Here is a 20,127-nt window from a genome sequence, read left to right on the forward strand (position 1 = left end):
GACCGAGTCACTGTCGGGGATTACGAATGACGCAAGCAGCCAAAGACGCTACTTCTCAGCGCCTCATCAAAAAATATCCCAACCGTCGGCTGTACGACACGCAGACCAGCACCTACATCACGCTGACTGATGTCAAGCAGCTTGTACTTGCCAACGAAGATTTCCAGGTAATCGACGCCAAGAGCGGTGAGGACCTGACCCGCAGTATTCTGCTGCAGATCATCCTCGAAGAGGAAAGCGGCGGCATGCCGATGTTCTCTTCGGTCATGCTGGCCCAGATCATCCGTTTCTACGGCCATGCCATGCAGGGCGTCATGGGGTCCTATCTCGAGCGCAACATCCAGGCCTTCATGGAAATCCAGGAGCGCTTTGCCGATCAATCCAAGGGTCTGTACGGCAGCAACCTGGGACCCGAGGCCTGGGCGCAACTTATGAGCGGTCAGACCCCTGCGCTGCAGAACATGCTCAACAACTACATCGACCAGAGCAAGAACTTGTTCACGCAGATGCAGGACCAGATGCAGGACCAGACCCGCAGCATGTTCTCAGGCTTTCCCTTCAACCCGGGCGGCCCTACCCCGGGCGGCCCTACCCCGGGCGGCTCGCAAGGGGGCCGTAAATAGCAGGGCTGTGGCCGGTTCTTCCGCAGTCGCAAAGGGGCGTTCAGCCCCTTTCTTTTTGGATGCCGCCTTGAAGATGCCGCCTTTTCTCAATACGCAATGAAAACGGTTCTTATTTTTAATATAAAATACAACTACCAAATTCGTTTCCGTAGACAAGGAAGTCCTAGATGAGCAAACGTAATCTGGCCCTGGCGGGCCTGTTGGGGTTGAGCCTGAGTATTGCTGGCGCCGCCGGTGCGGCCGAATATCCGATCGGCAAGCCGGTCCAGCAAGGCGGCATGGAAATCGGTGCGGTCTATCTGCAGCCCATCGAGATGGATCCGCCCAATGTCATGCGCCCGGCCAAGGATTCCGACATCCATCTTGAGGCCGACATCCACGCCACCGCCAACAACCCGACCGGTTTCCCCGAAGGCGAATGGATGCCCTACCTGGTGGTCCACTACGAACTGCAGAAGATCGGCAGCAGCAAGGCGATCAAGGGCATGCTCATGCCCATGGTGGCCAACGACGGTCCGCACTACGGCGACAACGTCAAGCTTGAAGGTCCGGGCAAGTACCACCTCAAGGTGGACGTGCAGCCGCCCACCGCCGACCCTATGAACCATTTCGGCCGCCATGTCGATAAGGAAACCGGCGTGGGTCCATGGTTCGCTCCCCTCCATCTCGAATACGACTTTGCCTACGCGGGCGTCGGCAAGAAGGGCGGGTATTGATCATGCGTCGCGGGCTTGCAGGGTTGCTGCTGGCGGTAGGGTTCCTCCTGGGCATGGGGGCGGCCCAGGCCGAGGATCTGCCTACGTTCACGCTCACTTTCAAGCCCGACGGCACATTCGAGCCGGCGCGCCTGCAGGTGCCGGCCGGCCGTTTCAAGATCAACCTGATCAACGCCAGCAAAGAGCCGGTGGAATTCGAAAGCATTCCGCTGCGCAAAGAGAAGGTGCTGGGTCCGGGGGTGCAGTCCTTCGTCGTCATCACCATCTCGCGTCCTGGCGAATATCCCTTCTTCGATGATTTTCATTCCAATGTGAAAGGCACTTTGGTGGTCAAGTAACACAGGCGGTCGCATTTATGGAACAGGTCCTTTTCATCGTCTGGCGCGAATGCGTCGAAGCCCTGTTGGTCGTGGGCATTCTTTACTCCTGGCTCAAGACCAGCCCTGAAGGCCGCCGCGGCCTGCCGTATCTCTGGGGCGGCGTGGCGGGCGGCCTGGCCCTGGCCGGCGCCCTGGCGCTGGTGCTGCTAGGCATCTCCGAATGGTTGAGCGATACGGGACAGGAGTGGTTCCAGGGCATCATGTCGCTGGCGGCCTGCCTGCTCGTTGTCCAGATGGTGCTGTGGATGAAAAGCCACGGCCGCACGCTCAAAAGCGAATTGGAGAGCGGCGCCAAGACCTCGATTGCGAACGACAATTGGTGGGGCTTGTTCGCCCTGGTGGCGATCGCGGTGTCACGCGAGGGCAGCGAGACGGTGGTCTTCCTGTACGGCACGGTTTCGGCGGCCAGCGCCGGCAATGGTCCGGAATCCGTGGCGAGGCTGGTCCTTGGCGGCGTGGCCGGCTTTGCCGCTGCGTTACTGACCTTCTGGCTGCTGCAGCTGGGCGGCAAGCTCATCACCTGGCGGCGTTTTTTCAAACTGACCGAAATCCTGTTGCTGCTCCTGGCGGGCTCCCTGCTGGTAGGCGGTCTGGATCACCTCATCTCGCTGGGCGTGATGCCCACGCTGATGGACCCGGTCTGGGATAGCTCCTGGCTGCTGAGCGACAGTGCCGGCCTGGGCAAGATACTGGCCGATTTTGCGGGCTACCGCGCCTATCCGGCCTTGAGCTCGCTGCTTTGCTGGATTGCCTATTGGCTGGTGGTCTGGACGCTGCTGCGACGTGCAGGCCGCCCTTCGCGGGTGCCGGCAGCGCGGGTGGTGCAATAGTTCGTTGGCCGCATGTGGCACAGGCTGCGAGGGTTGAATCCATGTCTGCCGTGATCGGGCGCGCCAGCGCCCGCTTCGCCGATTTTTTGCGCGATCATGCTGCGCTGCTGCGCAAGCTGCAGTGGGGCATCGTCGCTGTCTATTTTTTCCTGCTGATCGTTCCGGCGGTTTTGCCCTTGCCGGGCAATGCGGCGTCGATGTTCAACAATTTGACCATCGCCGCGCAGTTCGCCTTCTGGGGCATCTGGTGGCCTTTCGTGCTGGTGTCCATGCCGCTGCTGGGACGCGCCTGGTGCGGCTGGCTCTGCCCGGAAGGCATGCTCACCGAATGGGCCAGCGAACGCGGCCGCGGCCATGCCATCCCCAAGTGGTTGCGCTGGGGCGGCTGGCCTTTCGTGGCTTTTGTGCTCACCACGGTGTATGGGCAGCTCGTCAGCGTCTATCAATATCCCTGGGCCGTGCTGGCCGTGCTGGGCGGGTCGACGGCCGCGGCGATCGGCATAGGCTGGTACTACGGCCGCGGCAAGCGCGTCTGGTGCAAATATCTGTGTCCGGTCAACGGCGTGTTCTCGCTCCTGGCCAAGCTGGCACCCTGGCACTACAAGGTCAGCGAAGAGGCCTGGCGTGATTCGCTGTCCTCGGGGCAGCGGGTGATCCGCATCCAGCCCATCAACTGTGCGCCGCTGGTGCCGCTGCGCCACATGAAGGGCGGCAGCGCCTGCCACATGTGCGGCCGCTGCAGCGGCTACCGCGACGCCATCGCGCTGTCGCCGCGTTCGCCGGAAGCCGAGATCGTCGACGTGGCCCAGGCCGATGCCTGGCAGACGGCGCTGATCTGCCTGGGGATGATGGGCATCGCCGTGGGCGCCTTCTTGTGGAGCGCGAGCCCCTGGTATGTGGATCTGAAGCAGATCATCGCCACGTGGCTCATCGACAGGAACATCATGTGGCCTTTGGCCGAGAACGCGCCGTGGTTCATCCTGACGCATTACCCCGACGTCAACGATGTCTTCTCCTGGCTGGACGGCGGCTTGATCCTGGCCTTTGCCCTGGGCGCCGCGGCGGCGGTGGGCGGTTCGCTTTATCTGGCGTTGTGGATCGCGTCGTGGGTGGCGCCTTTGCGGGATACGGCGAACCGCCACCTGGGGCTGCACACGCTGGCCCAGGCGCTCATTCCCGCCGCCGGCATCGGTGTGTTCCTGGGGCTGTCAGCCACCACGATCACGCTGCTCAAGCACGAAGGCATGGGAACGGGGTGGGTGAATCCCGCGCGGTTTGTCTTGCTGGCGCTGGCGATTGCCTGGTCTTTGCGTCTGGCCTGGCGGGTGTTGGGCAAGCGGGCCGTGGGGCTTGGTCGTCGCGGCTTGGCCTGGCTGGTGTTTGCGGCGGGGTTGGGGCCGTTTGTGGCGGCTTGGGTTTTGTTTTTCGCGGTGTGGTGAGTTGAGTTCTTAAGGCCGCCGCGGCTGCCCTGCGCAATTCCGGTGGCGTCCTGGGTGCGGGCATCTTGTATAAATCAAGTCCCTATCGATTTATCAAGAAGCGCCATGCCGTCCTACACCTTTCATCTGGTCAACGTTTTCGCCGAATCGACCTTCGGCGGCAATCCTCTATGCGTGTTCGACGACGCGCGCGGCATGGACGATGCGGCCATGCAGAATCTGGCGGTGCAGTTCAATCTTTCCGAGACGACGTTCGTGCTGCCGTCCGATCAGGCCGATGCGCGCGTGCGCGTTTTTACGCCCGGCTACGAGATGCGCTTCGCGGGGCATCCCACGCTGGGCACGGCGCATGTCGTGCGCGGGGTTCGCGGTTCGGGCGATGCGTTGACGCTGCAATTTGCCGCGGGTCTGGTACCGGTGCGGTCGCAGGGCGATATCTGGACTCTGGTGCCGCCCGTCGATGGCGCGCCGCGCACGCAAGTGCCCGGGCAATCGCCTGCCGATATCGCGGGGCTGCTGGGTTTGTCGGCGGACGATCTGCTGGACGAGCCGCTATGGGTCGATACCGGGGCGGACCAGTTGCTGGTGCCGGTCAAGACCGTCGATGCGGTACGCCGCGCGCGGCCGGATACGGCGCGGATGGAAGAGTGGCCGGTCAGCAGCCTGGAGCGCAAGACGGCCTATGTGTTCGCCTTCACCGGCGAAAAACAGGAAGGGCGCGACGTGGTGCTGTCGCGCTATTTCTTCACCAAGACGGGCGGCGGGGTGGACGAGGATCCGGGCACGGGTTCGGCCTGCGCCAATCTGGGCGGCTGGCTGCTGGCGCGCGGCCAGGAACTGCCGGCCCGCGTGCTGGTGCGCCAGGGCGAGCAGGCCGGACGGCCGTGCACACTGTATCTGGACGTCGACGGGACAATACGCGTGGGCGGGCGGGTCATTGCGCTGGGCAAGGGCGAGATTCATCTGCCCTGATGCGGATGCGCCCGCGATGCCTTGCGTGATCGCGGGCGCGTCTCAGGCCGCGGTTTTTTCTTCGGGCAGCCACTCTTCCAGGGTGACCTCGAACGTCATGCACACATTGTTGCCGCCCGCGATGAACGGTCCGCCGTAGACATTGCCCTCGGGGTCGGCAATGACGCCGGTCAGCGAGGCGCGCAGCGATCCGTCCGGCTGGGATCGGACCTCGCCCGCGAGGCTGACGATCTCTACCGCGGGACCTTTGACCTGGATGAATTTGCCGTCGAGGGTGCCCAGGCAGCCGTCGACCAGGCTGCCCAGAGCGCCGCGCACGAAGGCATTGCGAAAGCCTTCGGCCAGGCAGAGCTTTTCGACGCCTTGGACCAGATCCTCGTTGGGGGCGATGCGCGCATAGGCTATGCGGCCCATGGCGCCGGATTCGACGACCGCCGCTTCAGTCATGATGGTTCTCCTGCAGGGGTTGGATCAGCGCAATATTGGTTTCGGGGTCGAAGGCGACGCGCAGGTCGAATCCATCGAGCGAGGTCACCAGCACCGAAATGGGCTGCAGCCCCACAATGGCGTTCTGCGTGATGATATGACCGCCCTTGGCGGCGCCTTGCGCGGTGCGTAGGGCGGCATGGCAGTGGACGATCGGTCGGCCGTCGGTGCCCTTGCCCATCGTGGCGTTGCCGAAGACCATGTAGGCGGGGCCGGCGTCGATGGGTTCGCTGTAGCGGATCACCGCTTCGTGCGTGGGGTCGGGTGGCGCGACGCAGTATTGCAGCGCGTGGAAATAGCCGCCCAGAATGGTCATCGACGCGTTCTGGATGCCCAGAGATAGAAGCGGCGCCACCAGGCCTTCGAAGAGACTCGCGCCCGGTTGCAGTGCCAGCCTGACGTGGCGGGCACGCTGGGACAGTTTGCTCTGGATGCGAACCGGATTGAAAGCGCCGGGATGGATCAGCGTGCGTGAGCGTGGAAAAACGGATGAGCGTTGCGCGGTCATCGGGGTTGTCTCCTGGACGGGATCTCTTTTGGAGGCCCGGGAATTTCCGCATCGGACAGGGTCGCCGTCCGACGGTGGAATCGCTGCATGATCCGCAAAGCGGGGCGAGGGGTGGTGCCCCGCTTTGCGGACCGTTTTGAATCGCTACTTCAAGAAACCGGTCGACAGCCAGGGCACGGCGGCGACGATCACGATGCCGACGGCGATGGATGCCAGATAGCCCATGATCGGCTTGATGCCCTTGTCGGGCGTGACGCGGCTGATTGCACACGCCGCGTAGTACCCCACGCCGAAAGGCGGAGCGAAAAGGCCCAGGCCCATCGAGAGGATCACCACCACCGCATAATGCACTTCGTTCACACCCATGGCCCGGGCGATGGGAAACAGCAGTGGGCCGAAGAGCACGATGGCGGGAATGCCCTCGAGCACGCTGCCCAGCACGATGAAGGCCAGGATGGACACTGCCATGAAGGAGAAGGCGCCGCCCGGCAGGCTTTCCATCCTATTTGCCAGCTGATGCGAGAAGCCCGATTGCGTCAGCGCCCAGGCCATGCCGGTGGCCGCGCCGATGATGAGCAGGATGCAGCCCGACAGCGATGCCGTATACACCAGCATGGGCCCCAGCCGCTTGAAGTCGAAGTGGCGGTAGACGAAAAGGCCGATGAACGTGGCGTAGACGATGCCGATGGTCGAGACCTCGGTGGCCGTGGCCACGCCTTCGACGACGGCGGCGCGTATGACAAAGGGCAGGGCCAGCGCCGGCAGCGCCACGAAGAAGGCGCGGGCGATGGTCCGGCCGTCGGGACGTTGCACGCCGGAGAGGTCTTCCTTCCTGCAGCGGCGGTAAACCAGGGCACACAGCATCAGGCCCAGTACCAGGCCCGGTAGCATGCCGCCTGTAAAGAGCGCCGTGATTGACACGCCCGTGACCGAGCCGATAGTGATGAGCACCAGGCTGGGCGGGATGGTCTCGGTCTGCGCGCCGGTGGCCGCAAGCAGCGCGACCAGCTCGCCTTCGTCGGCACCGCGCTTTTTCATCTCGGGAAAGAGCACCGGAGCCACTGCGGCCATGTCAGCGGCCTTGGCGCCCGAAATGCCCGATACCAGGTACATGGCGGCAACCAGCACGTAGGACATGCCGCCGCGCACGTGGCCCAGCAGGCTGGCCAGGAAGGCCACCATGCGCCGGGCCATGTCCGTCATCTCGATCAGAAGGCCCAGGAAGACGAACAGCGGCACGGCCAGCAGGATCAGGTGCGACATGCCCTCGTCCATGCGATTGACCACGATCATCATCGGTACGGTCGTGGTCAGCGCGAGGTAGCCGAAGGTGGCCAGGCCGAAGGCGAAGGCGATGGGTACGCCGGTAAAGACGGTGGCCGCTACAACGCCGACGAAGAAGATGAGCAGGTTGATGTTGCCCAGTCCGGCCAGCACGGGCTGCAGGGCGGCCAGCGCCGCCACGATTGCCGCGACCAGCGCCAGCGCCTTGAGCGTGGCGCGCCAGTCGGCCTGGTCCAGCAGGCGCAGCAGGGTCAGGGCGAGCATCAGCACGGCCCCGACCGGCATGGCCGCCGCGCGCCAGATGTCGGGGATACCCAGGGCGGGCGTGGTGACGAATTGCTCTTCCGAGGCGTAATCCCAGCTGGGTAGCAGGATGAGCACCAGGAAGGCCAGGGCCGCCGCGATGGCGACCAGGTCTAAGAAGGCGCGCGTTCGCGGCGATGCGCGGTTGACGAAGGCCGTCATGCGCATGTGTTCGCCGCGCCTGAAGGCCACGACCGAACCCAGCATGGCCAGCCACAGAAAGAGGATGGAGGCGATTTCGTCTGACCAGATCAGCGGCGAACGGAAAACGTAGCGCGCAAGAATGCCGGCGAACAGGATGACGATCTCGGCAACCACCAGTATGGCCGCCGGAATTTCGACCAGACGGCCCAGCAGCCTGTCGGCCGCTGTCGTCCAATTGCGGTAGCCAACGGGCAGGGCCTGGGGCAGGCCCGCCGCGTCGGTGTCGGCGGCAATGCTCACGCGAGCTTCCCGACGGATTTTTCAAGCAGGGCCCAGGCCTTGTCGCCGTACTTCTTCTGCCATTCGGTGTAGAAGCCGGCCTTGCGCAGGGCGTCGCGGATAGGGCCGGGCGCGGGCGTGTTGAAGATCATGCCTTTGCCGGCCAGCTTGGACTGCAGTTGCTTGTCCAACGCAGCCACGTCCGTGCGCTCGGCGATGCCGGCCGCATTGATGTGCTTGGCCACGACGGCCTGGATGTCCTTGGGCAGTTTTTCCCAGGCCCGGCGGTTGCCCAGGAACCAGAACCCATCCCACATGTGGTTGGTCATCGAGCAGTACTTCTGCACTTCGTAGAGCTTGGCCGTGTCGATGATGGCCAGCGGGTTTTCCTGAGCGTCCACGACCTTGGTCTGCAGCGAGGAGTAGACCTCGTTGAAGTTGATGCTGGCGGGCGCCGCGCCCAACGCCTTGAACATGGACGTCCACAGCGGACTCACCGGCACGCGGATCTTCAGGTCGTGAAAATCGTCCGGGCCGTCGATGGGTTTGGTGCTGGTGGTGACCTGGCGAAAGCCGTTGTCCCAGATTTTGTCCATCACCACCAGGCCTTTACCCTGGATTTCGGAGCGGATATAGGCGCCCAGATCGCCATCCAAGGCCTTCCAGACCGTGTCATAGTTGGGGAAGGCAAAGCCGATGCCGCTGATCGAAGCGGCCGGCACCAGCGTGGAGAGGATCAGGCCCGACAGGGTGAAGAACTCTACGGCGCCCGCGCGCAGCTGGCTCAGAGTATCGGTGTCGGAACCGAGCTGGCTGCTGGGGAAGATGTCGAGCTGGAAACGTCCCTTGGTGTCACGCAGTATGTTGGCCGCGGCCTGCTTGGCCCGCATGTTCATGGGGTGCGAGGGCGGCAGGTTGTTGGCGTATTTGTAGCGGAATTCAGGGGCCGCCAGGGCACGCTGGAATGGGGCGAGGGCCAGAATGGCGCTGCCGCCTGCCATGAGCTTGCGTCGAGTCGGGTTCATGCTGTCTCCTGAGTGTGTGCCCTGTTATCGGGCTGTTTTGAATGAACTGCATGATAGCCATGCGATGCGTATCGCAGGATGGTCTATATGATAGACCTGCGACGCGATTTTTTGGACTGCTGGAATCTTATGGTTTACCCTTTTAAATTAGGGCTTCGGTGAATTTTTTGAGGTATTAATCAAAACAGAAGTTTAATATGTGGTCTACAAGATGGACCTGTGAACAAGGCTCTCGGTGAACCGAGGTGGGGAAGAACGCATGTCGAATGGGGTAAGCCGGGTAGTGGGGGCGCAGGCCATTTCGCGTGCCCTGCGCGTGCTGCGCGCCGTGGCGCGCATGCGCGACGAGGGCGCGGGCCTACTGGCGCTCACGCGGGAGGCCGACATGAGCAAACCCACGGTGCATCGACTGCTGACTGCGCTCATGGCTGAAGGCATGGTCGAGCAGGATCCGGACACGCGCAAATACTTTCTCGGGCCCGAGTGCCACGTGCTGGGCAATCTGGCCGGCGAGCGCCATGGCATGAATCGCGCCGCGGCCGATTCGGTCGCGCGCCTGGCGCGCCAGTGCGGCGATTCGGCCTTCTTTTCGCTGCGCAGCGACGTGTTTGCCGTCTGCATGCTGCGCGAGGACGGTGACTACCCCCTCAAGACGCATGTGCTGATGCCGGGCGACAGGCATCCGCTGGGGGTGGGGGCGGGCAGCCTGGCCATGCTCTCGGCCTTGTCCGACGAAGGGGTCGAGCAATGCTTGCAGGTCAATGCGCAGTTGCTTGCGGCCCGCTACCCACAGTACTCGGCCGATTTCCTGCGCGAACAGGTGGCGCAATCGCGCGAGCGCGGCTACTCGCTCAACCGCGGCGTCGTCGTCGCGGGTTCGTGGGGATTGGGCGTGCCCTTGTTGGACGGCGGCGGCCGCGTGTTGGGCGCACTGAGCATCGCTGCGGTCGAGAGTCGTCTCGGCGAGGAACGCCAGCCGCAGCTGGCGCGCCTGTTGTGGCGCGAAGCGCAGCGCCTGCAAACTATCGATTCCAAGACAACGACCAGGAGAGCAGCATGACCAAGCGAGCAGTCATCGTGGGTTGGTCCCACATTCCCTTCGGCAAACTCATCGAACCCGACACCGAAAGCCTGATGGCCCGCGTGTCAGGCGCCGCGCTGGACCATGCCGGCGTGTCGCGCGAAGACGTCGACGGCATCTACGTCGGCGTCTACAACAACGGCTTCGACAAACAGGACTTCCAGGGGGCGCTGGTCGCCCTGTCCGAACCGGCCCTGGCCTATACGCCCGCCACTCGGCTGGAAAATGCGTGCGCCACCGGTTCGGCGGCCATTCATGCAGCAATGGATTTCATCGAGGCCGGCCGCGGCCGCATCGCGCTGGTGGTGGGCGCCGAGAAAATGAGTTCGCAGCCCAATCCCGTCGTCGGCGACATCCTGCTCAGCGCTAGCTATCGCAAGGAAGAGGCCAATGTCACGGGCGGATTTGCCGGGGTGTTTGCCCAGATCGCCAAGTCGTACTTCGCGCGCTATGGCGACCGCAGCGAGGAGCTGGCGCGCATCGCCGCCAAGAATCACAAGAACGGCGTGGACAACCCCTATGCGCAGATCCGCAAGGATCTGGGCTTTGAATTCTGCAACGAAGTGTCGGACAAGAACCCTTATGTGGCCGCGCCTTTGCGCCGCACCGATTGTTCGCTGGTGTCCGACGGCGCTGCGGCCATGGTGATCGCCGACGAAGAAACCGCGCGCGATCTGGCGCGCGCCGTGGGCTTTCGCGCGCGCAGCCACGTCAACGACCTCATGCCGCTGTCGCGGCGCGACCCCACCACTCTGGAAGGCGCTCGGCGCGCCTGGCGTCAGGCCCTGGACGAGGCAGGGATCGGCCTGGATGACTTGAGCCTGGTCGAAACCCACGATTGCTTCACCATCGCCGAATTGCTCGAATACGAAGCCATGGGCTTGGCCGCGCCGGGCGAGGGCTACAAGGTGGTGCGCGAAGGCATCGCCGAGAAGACGGGACGGCTGCCGGTCAACGCGTCGGGCGGCCTGAAGGCCAAGGGGCATCCCATCGGCGCCACGGGCGTGTCCATGCACGTGCTGGCTTGCATGCAGCTCATGAACGAAGCCGGCGCCATGCAGGTGCCCGGCGCCAAGCTGGCGGGCGTGTTCAATATGGGCGGGGCAGCCGTGACTAACTACGTCAGCATCCTGGAGCGCCGCAAATGAGCGAGGTGGCCACGGCAAGTCAGCAGCAGACCCCGCTGGGCGGTCTGGCGCCGGTCTCGCTGCGCGTCATGAACCTCGCGACGTTCCTCACGCAGGCGGCTCGCCGCCATCCCGACCAGCCCGGGCTGGTCTGCGGCGATGCCACCGTGAGCTGGCGCGAACTCGAAGACCGCACCGCCGCGCTGGCGCGCGCCTTGTCGCAGCTGGGCATCGGCAAGGGCGACCGGGTGCTGATGCACTCGCGCAACAACGTCGAGCTGATCGTCATCATGTTCGCGGTGTTCCGCCTGGGCGCGGTGTGGGTACCCACCAACTTTCGCATTGCGCCGGACGAAGCCGCTTATCTGGCCGAGGCCTCCGGGGCTGTGGCGTTCTTGTGTCAGGGCGAATTCGCCGAGCATGCGCGTGCCGTGGCGCAAGCCGTGCCCGATCTGCGCCTGCTGGTGCGCATCGGCCAGGGCGACTTCGGCTCAGTGGAGGTCAATGCTCTGATCGACAGTCGCCTCGGCCAGCCCCTGCCCACGGCCGACGTGCAGCGCGACGATCCTTGCTGGTTCTTCTTCACCTCGGGCACTACCGGCCGCCCCAAGGCGGCGGTACTCACGCACGGGCAGATGGCCTTCGTGATGACCAACCACCTGTGCGACCTGATGCCCGGTACGACCGAAGACGACGCGAGCCTGGTAGTGGCGCCGCTTTCGCACGGCGCGGGCATACACTTGATCACGCAGGTGGCGCGCGCTGCGGTGAGCATCCTGCCCGAGGGCAGCCGCTTCGATCCGGACGACATCTGGCGCCTGGTGCAGCACTGGAAGGTGAGCAATATGTTCACCGTGCCCACCATCGTCAAGATGCTGGTCGAACATCCGTCGGTCGACGCCTGGGATCACTCCAGCCTGCGCTATGTGATCTACGCGGGCGCGCCCATGTACCGCGAAGACCAGAAGCGTGCCCTGGACAAGCTGGGCAAGGTGCTGGTGCAATACTTCGGCCTGGGTGAAGTCACGGGCAACATCACCGTATTTCCGCCGCGTCTGCATCAGGTGCAGGATGGCCCCGACGCGCGCATCGGCACGTGCGGCTACGAGCGCACGGGCATGCAGGTCCAGATCCAGGACGGCGAAGGCCGCGAAGTCGCGCCGGGCGCCACCGGCGAGATATGCGTCTGCGGTCCCGCCGTGTTCGCAGGCTACTACAACAACCCGCAGGCCAACGCCAAGTCTTTCCGCAACGGCTGGTTCCGCACCGGCGATCTGGGGCATATGGACGACGAAGGCTACGTCTACATCACCGGGCGCGAGTCGGACATGTACATCTGCGGCGGCTCCAATATTTATCCGCGCGAGATCGAAGAAAAGACCTTGACGCACCCGGCCATCGCCGAGGTCGCGGTGCTGGGCGTGCCTGATCCCGTCTGGGGCGAAGTGGGCGTGATGGTCTGCGTACTGCGCGAAGGGCACCGCCTGGAAGAGGCCCAGCTGCAGGGCTGGCTGCAAGACAAGCTGGCCCGCTACAAGCTGCCGCGTCGAATCTTCTTCTGGGATGCCCTGCCGCGCTCGGGTTACGGCAAGATCACCAAGAAACTGGTGCGCGATGCGCTGGCCGAACGCGGCTGCCTGCCCCTGCAGGCCGCGTCCTAGCGGCCTCGGAAGCCCTAAAAAATGGAGGAGGCGATGCAAAACAAGCAGCAAGCCGTGCTGGTGACAGGCGGTGCATCAGGCATCGGGCTGTCCGTCGCGCGCGGCCTGGTCCAGGAAGGGTGGAAGGTGCTGGCGGCTGATATCTCGCAAGAGGCGCTGGATGCCGCAGCCCGGGAACTGCCGGCAGAACGCGTGCGCTGTGTGCGCATGGACGTGTGCGACGAAAATCAGATCGGCGACGTGCTGTCCGCCAACGCGGACTTCGGACCGCTGGCCGGCCTGGTAAGTTCGGCCGGCATAGGCAAGGAGGCCTCTTTCTTCGACACCGACGCCGCACTCATGCGACGCATGCTCGAGGTCAATCTGATCGGCACGTTCAATGTGGCCAAGCAGGCGGCATTGCGCATGCGCGAGCGTGGGCAGGGCTCCATCGTCAATATCGCTTCAGTTTCGGGCATACGCGGCAATGTGGACCGCACGGCCTACGGCGCGTCCAAGGGCGGCGTCATCACCATGACACGCGTGATGGCGGTGGAGCTGGCCGAGTACGGCATCCGCGTCAATGTCGTCGCGCCGGGTCCGGTCGATACGCCCCTGGTCGCCAAGATGCACAGCGCGGCCTCGCGCGAATCGTGGATGCGCATGCTGCCGCAGCGACGCTACGCCAGGCCGGAAGAACTGAGCGGCACCATAGACTGGCTGCTGGACCCGACGCGCTCGAGCTATGTGACCGGACAGGTGATCTGCGTCGACGGCGGGTTCACTGCCGGGGGCATACTCAGGAATTGAGGGGGCCGCGCCACACTTTCTTCCCGGTTTTGCGGACAGCCCGTTCGGGGGCAATCCATTTGGGTCGAATTCACTGATTTGTAAGCCAATTTGAGTAATGTGAAATGCGGTGACTCGTGTCCGTATCACGGACATGCGCCAGCCACGTGGTAACTAAAACATAAATTACGGAGACACCCGCATGAGCACTGCTTCCTCGTTTAAATTTCCAAATCCCGCGCCGCTGGGCCTGGCTGGCTTCGCGCTGACCACCTGGCTGTTGAGCATGATCAACGCGGGCTGGTTCGACGGCGCGTCGCTTGGCCTGGTGCTGGCCTGCGCGTTCGCCTTCGGCGGCACGGCGCAGATGATCGCCGGTCTAATGGAGGTGCCTCGCGGCAACACCTTCGGTTTCACCGCCTTCATGAGCTACGGCGCGTTCTGGTGGTCGTTCGCGCTGTTCGTGGTGTTCTTCCACGGCAAGGTGCCGGGAACGTTCGTGGGCTGGTATCTGCTGCTTTGGGGTGTTTTCACGTTTTACATGTGGCTGGCCACCTTCCGCTCGCCGCGGGTTCTGCAGCTGATCTTTCTGGCGCTGTGGATCACGTTTTTCCTGCTTGCGGCGGGCGACGGCCTGGGCATGCCCGCCGCGGGGCATCTGGGGGGCTACATGGGCCTGATCACCGCGTTCCTGGCGTTCTACCTGTCTGCCGCCGACGTGGTCAACGAGGCGTACGGCCGCACCGTGCTGCCGATTGGCGCCAAGACCTGACCCTGGCCCAGGCGCGTTTAGTCCGCGCCTGATCCGGCAACGCCGTGCCCGTTCATGCCGACGGACACGGCGTTGTGCTTTCCTAGCCGGGTCCGCGCGCCGCCTGCATCGAGCAAGTGCCGGAAGCGGCGTCGTCGGACACGAGTTGCGCCACCGCCTCGGCGGTCGCCGCCGAGAGCGTCCAGCCCAGGTGTCCATGCCCCGTGTTGTAGAAGACATGGCGGCGCCGGCCGCGGCCGACTCTGGGCACCATGTCCGGCAGCATTGGCCGCAGTCCCGCCCAAGGCACGACGCGCGAGGTCGATATGCCCGGGAAGTGGCTGCGCGCCCAGCGCACCAGCGGTTCGATGCGGTCGGCGCGGATATCGCGATTTTCCCCGTTCAATTCCGCGGTGCCGGCGATGCGGAACCGTTCCGCTCCGAGGCGGCTGGTGACGATCTTGGCCTTGTCATCGAGCAGGCTGACCCAGGGCGCGGCGGCCCGGCTTTGTGCATCGTCCAGATGCACGGTGATCGAATAGCCCTTGACCGGGTAAACATTAACCTGATCGCCGACCTGCGCGGCGAGCGCGCGGCTGCCGACGCCTGCGCAGACGACCAGGCGATCGAAGGTCGACGTCTCCGGCAGCGCGTCGCATTGTGCCGTGACGGCGATTTTTTCGTCGGTCGTCTGCCGCACGCAGATGACGGGTGCGTCGTAGCGCAATTCGACGCCCAGGCGTTCACAGGCCTGGGCCAGGCCCTGCGTGAATTTATGGATATCGCCGGTCGAATCGGATTCGGTGAAGAAGCCGCCGTAGAACCGCCCATGTAAAGTGGGTTCGATGGCGCGGATCTCGTCTGGGGTTACCGGGCGGCGTTCGAGTCCGCCTTCGCGCAGCAAGGTATTGACCTTCGTCGCGGCCTCGAACTCGTGTCGCGTTGCATAGAAATGCAGGATGCCGCGCTGTTCGTGATCGAAGGCGATGCCCTCGCGCTGCGCGATCGAGAACAGATGCTCGCGCGCGGCAATGGCCAGGCGGACTGTGTCGATCGTATTGCGGCGATAGTTCGGAATCTGGCACAGGAATTGGCCGATCCAGCTGTATTTGTGCCAACTGGGGCGAGGATTCAGCAGGAGCGGGGCTGAGCGCGTGAACATCCAGCGCAGGCCCTTGAATACGGTCGCGCGGCTGTTCCAGACTTCGGCGTTGCTCGCCGACAGCTGTCCGCCGTTCGCAAACGACGTTTCCATCGCCGCATATCGATGGCGTTCTAGGACGGTGACATGGTGCCCGCGCCGGGCGAGGGCGTAGGCGGTTGTGACGCCGGTGATACCGGCGCCGATGACGGCAATTCGCGACATGGCATGATCCAGAGTAGGTTGAGGTCGCCGGCGGATGTACGCCGGCATCGCTACCCCATCTGTCCATGTACCTGAGAGTTTCGCCCGGCGCTTGCCGCACGGGCTCCCCTTCGGTGGACGCTGCCTTAACGGGCGCGCCGCTCTCCAGATGTTCCCGCTGCGAGGTCCTTTTGCCTGAGAGTTTCCGGGGTGGTTGCTCCGTCGGCGCCGCCCGGGCCGGGCGATCTCTTCCAAGTAGCGTGCAAGAACGCGCTTAGCTTAGCAATACGCGATCGAGGCCACAAGCTGTGTCGCCGAATAACGGGCCGGGTCACCCAGACAGCTTCGCCACCAGGCTTTCCAGCTCACTGGGAAGCCGGTAGCTCCATAGCCCGGCCTTCTTGCCCAGTAAGGAGACCTTGCCTTGCGTTTCGGGGAACAGGGTCGAATTTTTTTTGAGCCAGCCCTGATATACCTGCTCGACCGCGGTCAGACATTGCTGCGGAGACATGCTGCCCTGCCGTTCCATGGTATTGAGTGCCAGGTCGATGTCCGCGCGCAGTGCCGCGACCGCGGCGCGCTTTTCCTGGTATTGATCTTCCGGCTTGTGCTTGCCAGGGGGCGTAACCCTGTTGCCAGGGGGCGCAACCATGTTGCCGGAGGGTTCTGCGACGATGTTGGGGATCGGGTTTTCTTTTTGCTCTTTCTTGAGCGCAATGATGATCAGCGCTGCCACGGTCAGAGCGGCCAGAAACAGGAACAGCACAACATACAGCAAAAAAAAATCTGAGGGCTCCATCTTTCACCGTGCTTTTTGGGGCTACCGCATACGTAATCTGGCGGGCACTATACAACGTGAAAATATCGTCATGAACCCGGGTCATTACTAAAACTCACTGATTTTCAGGTCTTGTTTATACCGCGGTATGCGCTCGGGTCGGTTCTGCAGAGGGTGGGGCGGCGGGCAAGCGCACCGCATCGCAGTCAACGCATCATGTGGCGACAGCGCGTTTGAATGGCGCATGCATGTCGAGCTCGCACAGATAGTTCTGTATGGCTGCGGTTTCACGGTGCAGGAAGTCCTCTATCGCATCGGCAAAGCGCGGATCGGCAATCCAATGCGCCGACCAGGTGGGTGTGGGCAGCAGGCCGCGGGCGATCTTGTGCTCGCCCTGCGCGCCGCCTTCGAAGCGCGCCAGCTGGTTGGCGATGCAGTACTCGACGGCCTGCATATAGCAGGTCTCGAAATGCAGGCCAGGAACAAAGACCGTGCTGCCCCAATAGCGGCCATAAAGCGCGTCCCCGCCTTGCAGATTCAGCGCCGAGGCCACGGGCGCGTCGTCCTTTACCGCCAGGACGAGCACCATGGTATCGGGCATCTGTTCGTGCAGTCGCTGGAAGAACGCGGCGTTCAGATAGGGGGGGTTGCCATGCTCGTAATAAGTGCGGCAGTAGCAGTCATAGAAGAAATCTAGCGCAGCCGCATCGATATCCCGGCCGCGCAACCAGCGATAGCGGATGCCGGCCTGCGCCACTTTCTTGCGGTCCTGCCTGATTTTCTTGCGCTTGTCGTGATTCAAGGCGGCAAGAAAGTCGTCCATGCCCGAATAGCCCGCGTTGCGCCAATGAAACTGCACGCCTTCACGCAGCAGATAACCGGCCTCGCGCAGGGCCGCCATATCTTGGTCGCGAGGAAAGAGTAGATGCAGGGACGAGAGTCCGAGCTGGCGCGCCATATCAATCAGGCCGCGAGCCAGGGCGAGGCGATCGTCGTGGTTGCAGGCGAGTAGCCGAGCGCCGGTCACGGGAGTGAAGGGCACGGCCGACAGCAACTTGGGATAGTAGGTCAACCCATGGCGCGCATAGGCCTCGGCCCAGGCGTAGTCGAATACGTACTCGCCGCGCGAATGGGTCTTGAGATAGAGCGGCACGGCGCCAGCCAGCGTGCCGCTTCGCCGCAGCGCCAGAAAGTAGGGCGTCCAGCCGGTGTCCGGCGCGGCGCAGCCCGTTTCGTGCAGGGCGGACAGGAATTCGTGCCGCACGAAAGGCTGGTCGCCCGCCAATGCGTTCCATTGCGAGGGCTCGAAGGCTTGCAGCGATGTTTCCAGATGGAACGAATCCGAGAGTGGCATGCGGCAATGATAAAGGAGGCTTTGCGCTGCGCCCACGTCTGGCTGCCGCCCGACCTGGCGTTTTACGTTTGAGCGATCCGGCGATCCGGCGTCCGAAAGGAGGGGATGCTAAATTGCGGATATCGATTTTTTTCTCGGTTTTTATGCGTTCCCTTTGCCCCGGCCCGGACCTGCGTGAGCAGGCGCTGCGGGCCCTGCAGGTCCAGGACTGGCCCGACAAGCTGGCGGCGGTGGCCGCCATCGATGACGCCGCGTTCGTCGATCCTTGCGCGCTGCTGGCGGAACCGGCAGGCCTGCCTGGCCGCCCGGTCCGGCCCGAGCTGGTGTTGCCCGAGCAACTGGCGCCGCGTCCGGTTCACACGCCCGAAGGCCGGGCCGCCATGCTGCACGCCTTGGCGCACATCGAGTTCAACGCCATCAACCTGGCGCTGGATGCCATCTGGCGCTTTGACGGCCAGCCCGAGGCGTATTACCGCGACTGGCTGCGCGTGGCGCGCGAAGAGGCCCATCACTTCGACCTGCTCAACCGGCACCTGGCCACGCTGGGCCACGCCTACGGCGACTTTCCAGCGCATAACGGTCTGTGGGAAATGGCCGAAAAAACGCGCGGCGACCTACTGGCCCGCCTGGCCCTGGTGCCGCGCACGCTGGAAGCGCGCGGCCTGGATGCCTCGCCGCCGATACGGCGCAAACTGGCTGGCGCGGGCGACATGAAGGCAGCCGCCATACTCGACATCATTCTGAGAGACGAGATAGGGCATGTGGCAATAGGCAATCATTGGTACCGGCATGCGTGCGACCGGCGCGGCCTCGATCCCATCGCCGCGTATGCCGAATTGGCGCAACGCCATGGCGCCCCCAAATTGCGCGGCCCGTTCAACCTGGAGGCGCGCCGCGCCGCAGGCTTTAGCGAAGCGGAACTGCAGGCGCTCTAGTCAAAACCAGCAAGAGGCCATTCGGGCGCTAGAATCGGTCGCATGATGCTTCGATCCCTTACCCCTGTACTCATACTGACTTTCGCGGCAAGCCTGTATTGCGCCACGGCCGGCGCACAAGAACCCTTCCCGGCGCAGGACCCCGGCGCCTTTCGCAACTGCCTGGCCGCGCTCAAGCCCGAGGCGCTCAAGCGCGGCGTATCGGCATCGACCTACGACACCCAGACAGCGCGGCTCTCACCCGATATGACGGTATTGCCGCTTCTGGACGCACAGCCCGAATTCGTACAACCCGTATGGGACTACATGGCGGGCCTGGTGGACCAGGAGCGCGTGAATGACGGCCTTGCCGCCATGGCGAAGTGGCGCGCCGAACTCGACCGCGTCCAGGCGCAATTCGGCGTGGATGCGGCTGTCGTTGCCGCGGTATGGGGTATTGAAAGCAACTACGGCCAGATCCAGGGCGGCAGGCCCTTGCTTGTTTCGCTGTCTACCCTGTCGTGCTTCGGCCGTCGGCAGGGCTACTTCCGCGGCGAATTTCTGGATGCGCTCAAAATCGTGCAGGACGACGGCATCGCGCCCGAAAAACTAGTCGGCTCATGGGCTGGCGCCTTCGGCCAAACGCAGTTTATGCCTTCGACCTATCTGCGCCTGGCGGTCGATTTCAACGGCACTGGCCGCCCCGATCTAATCGACAGTGTGCCCGATGCCCTGGCCTCGACGGCCAATTACCTCAGGAAAGCAGGCTGGCAGCCCGGCCTGCCCTGGGGCTTTGAGGTGATCCTGCCGGGGGGTATGAGTACAGCCAGCGCAGGACGCCGCAACAAGCGTCCCGTGTCGTACTGGACGGCGCGCGGCGTCAAGCGGGCCGACGGCCAGCCTCTGCCGGCGGGCGATCCCATGGCAGGCCTGCTGCTGCCGGCCGGCCCCCAGGGGCCGGCGTTCCTGGTGACGCGTAATTTCGATGCCATCTATTCCTACAATGCGTCCGAAAACTACGCGCTGGCCATTGCGCACCTGTCCGATCGTCTGAAGGGCGGCGGCTCCTTCGTCGTTCCCTGGCCGACGGACGACCCAGGCCTGTCGCGCATCGAGCGGCGCGAACTCCAGACCCTGCTGATACAGCAGGGCTACGATATTGGCCAGCCTGACGGCATCATTGGCACGCGCACGCACCAGGCGCTGCAGACCGTGCAGCAGCAGTTGGGCCTGCCGGCCGATGGCCGCGCCGGCCTGAAGACACTGCAGGCCTTGCGAGCCATGCCGGCGAAAGCGCCGGCGTATTCTCCCGCACTCCCGTCCGGGGCCGTGCCGTCCTCGAATTGACGCTGCCCCGCG

General features: G+C 64.0%; 20 protein-coding genes and 1 riboswitch. Of the genes, 13 read left to right on the forward strand and 7 right to left on the reverse strand.

Annotated elements, in window-relative coordinates; genetic code table 11:
* Nucleotides 1-26: 26 nt before the first annotated feature.
* From phaR to H143_RS0112630, 6 genes are all read left to right on the forward strand, one after another.
* The gene (gene phaR / locus H143_RS0112605) at nt 27-623 is read left to right on the forward strand and encodes a polyhydroxyalkanoate synthesis repressor PhaR (RefSeq protein WP_019938605.1); all 597 of its coding nucleotides are present in this window, start codon (nt 27-29) and stop codon (nt 621-623) included.
* Nucleotides 624-790: 167 nt separating this feature from the next.
* Nucleotides 791-1,339: an iron transporter gene (locus H143_RS0112610; protein WP_019938606.1), complete on the forward strand. Its 549-nt coding sequence runs from the start codon at nt 791-793 to the stop codon at nt 1,337-1,339.
* 2 nt (nt 1,340-1,341) lie between these two features.
* Nucleotides 1,342-1,677 carry a cupredoxin domain-containing protein gene (locus tag H143_RS0112615; protein WP_033365484.1) on the forward strand — a complete coding sequence of 112 codons (336 nt, stop codon included), beginning with the start codon at nt 1,342-1,344 and terminating at the stop codon, nt 1,675-1,677.
* Between the two features lie 17 nt (nt 1,678-1,694).
* On the forward strand, nt 1,695-2,549 hold the full coding sequence (locus H143_RS0112620) for an FTR1 family protein (RefSeq protein ID WP_019938608.1): 855 nt from the start codon (nt 1,695-1,697) through the stop codon (nt 2,547-2,549).
* 41 nt (nt 2,550-2,590) lie between these two features.
* Entirely contained in the window at nt 2,591-3,988 is a 1,398-nt protein-coding gene (locus H143_RS0112625; protein WP_019938609.1) for a 4Fe-4S binding protein, read from the forward strand.
* Nucleotides 3,989-4,093: 105 nt separating this feature from the next.
* Entirely contained in the window at nt 4,094-4,960 is an 867-nt protein-coding gene (locus tag H143_RS0112630; protein WP_019938610.1) for a PhzF family phenazine biosynthesis protein, read from the forward strand.
* A gap of 42 nt (nt 4,961-5,002) precedes the next feature.
* Here the strand turns inward: H143_RS0112630 and H143_RS0112635 are convergent, their stop codons facing one another.
* The 4 genes from H143_RS0112635 to H143_RS0112650 all read right to left on the reverse strand — a co-directional run bounded on the left by H143_RS0112635 (nt 5,003) and on the right by H143_RS0112650 (nt 8,989).
* On the reverse strand, nt 5,003-5,407 hold the full coding sequence (locus tag H143_RS0112635; RefSeq protein ID WP_019938611.1) for a PPC domain-containing DNA-binding protein: 405 nt from the start codon (nt 5,405-5,407) through the stop codon (nt 5,003-5,005).
* Entirely contained in the window at nt 5,400-5,954 is a 555-nt protein-coding gene (locus tag H143_RS0112640) for a PCC domain-containing protein (RefSeq protein WP_019938612.1), read from the reverse strand. Before H143_RS0112640 ends, H143_RS0112635 begins: the two co-directional genes overlap by 8 nt.
* 144 nt (nt 5,955-6,098) lie before the next feature.
* Nucleotides 6,099-7,979, reverse strand: coding sequence for a TRAP transporter large permease subunit (locus tag H143_RS0112645; RefSeq protein WP_155803634.1), 1,881 nt, complete (start codon nt 7,977-7,979; stop codon nt 6,099-6,101).
* A 2-nt stretch (nt 7,980-7,981) separates the two neighbouring features.
* The gene (locus H143_RS0112650; protein ID WP_026350012.1) at nt 7,982-8,989 is read right to left on the reverse strand and encodes a TRAP transporter substrate-binding protein; all 1,008 of its coding nucleotides are present in this window, start codon (nt 8,987-8,989) and stop codon (nt 7,982-7,984) included.
* Nucleotides 8,990-9,248: 259 nt separating this feature from the next.
* Here H143_RS0112650 and H143_RS20625 point away from each other — a divergent pair, with 259 nt between their 5' ends.
* The 5 genes from H143_RS20625 (at nt 9,249) to H143_RS0112675 (ending at nt 14,398) form a co-directional block, all read left to right on the forward strand.
* Nucleotides 9,249-10,049, forward strand: a complete 801-nt coding sequence (locus H143_RS20625; RefSeq protein WP_033365489.1) for an IclR family transcriptional regulator — start codon at nt 9,249-9,251, stop codon at nt 10,047-10,049.
* Nucleotides 10,046-11,218: an acetyl-CoA acetyltransferase gene (locus H143_RS0112660; RefSeq protein WP_019938616.1), complete on the forward strand. Its 1,173-nt coding sequence runs from the start codon at nt 10,046-10,048 to the stop codon at nt 11,216-11,218. The genes H143_RS20625 and H143_RS0112660 overlap by 4 nt, the downstream gene beginning before the upstream one ends.
* Nucleotides 11,215-12,858 (forward strand): acyl-CoA synthetase, encoded by a 1,644-nt coding sequence (locus H143_RS0112665; RefSeq protein ID WP_019938617.1) that lies wholly within the window; start codon nt 11,215-11,217, stop codon nt 12,856-12,858. Before H143_RS0112660 ends, H143_RS0112665 begins: the two co-directional genes overlap by 4 nt.
* A gap of 33 nt (nt 12,859-12,891) precedes the next feature.
* Complete coding sequence (locus H143_RS0112670; protein WP_155803390.1) at nt 12,892-13,647, forward strand: SDR family NAD(P)-dependent oxidoreductase; 756 nt, start codon at nt 12,892-12,894, stop codon at nt 13,645-13,647.
* 181 nt (nt 13,648-13,828) lie between these two features.
* On the forward strand, nt 13,829-14,398 hold the full coding sequence (locus H143_RS0112675; protein ID WP_019938619.1) for an acetate uptake transporter family protein: 570 nt from the start codon (nt 13,829-13,831) through the stop codon (nt 14,396-14,398).
* Between the two features lie 82 nt (nt 14,399-14,480).
* Here the strand turns inward: H143_RS0112675 and H143_RS0112680 are convergent, their stop codons facing one another.
* The 3 genes from H143_RS0112680 to H143_RS0112690 form a co-directional block, all read right to left on the reverse strand.
* Complete coding sequence (locus H143_RS0112680) at nt 14,481-15,743, reverse strand: D-amino acid dehydrogenase (protein ID WP_019938620.1); 1,263 nt, start codon at nt 15,741-15,743, stop codon at nt 14,481-14,483.
* A 152-nt stretch (nt 15,744-15,895) separates the two neighbouring features.
* A riboswitch (glycine riboswitch) is annotated at nt 15,896-15,986 on the reverse strand.
* A gap of 67 nt (nt 15,987-16,053) precedes the next feature.
* Complete coding sequence (locus H143_RS0112685) at nt 16,054-16,521, reverse strand: hypothetical protein (protein WP_019938621.1); 468 nt, start codon at nt 16,519-16,521, stop codon at nt 16,054-16,056.
* 193 nt (nt 16,522-16,714) lie between these two features.
* Nucleotides 16,715-17,854, reverse strand: coding sequence for a GNAT family N-acetyltransferase (locus tag H143_RS0112690; protein WP_019938622.1), 1,140 nt, complete (start codon nt 17,852-17,854; stop codon nt 16,715-16,717).
* Between the two features lie 143 nt (nt 17,855-17,997).
* Here H143_RS0112690 and H143_RS0112695 point away from each other — a divergent pair, with 143 nt between their 5' ends.
* Together H143_RS0112695 and H143_RS0112700 are read left to right on the forward strand one after the other, a co-directional pair.
* On the forward strand, nt 17,998-18,789 hold the full coding sequence (locus tag H143_RS0112695) for a ferritin-like domain-containing protein (protein ID WP_019938623.1): 792 nt from the start codon (nt 17,998-18,000) through the stop codon (nt 18,787-18,789).
* A gap of 42 nt (nt 18,790-18,831) precedes the next feature.
* Nucleotides 18,832-20,115 (forward strand): lytic murein transglycosylase, encoded by a 1,284-nt coding sequence (locus H143_RS0112700; protein ID WP_019938624.1) that lies wholly within the window; start codon nt 18,832-18,834, stop codon nt 20,113-20,115.
* Nucleotides 20,116-20,127 lie beyond the last annotated feature (12 nt).

Origin of the sequence: Bordetella sp. FB-8, from assembly GCF_000382185.1 — a bacterium.
GTDB lineage: Bacteria > Pseudomonadota > Gammaproteobacteria > Burkholderiales > Burkholderiaceae_B > Bordetella.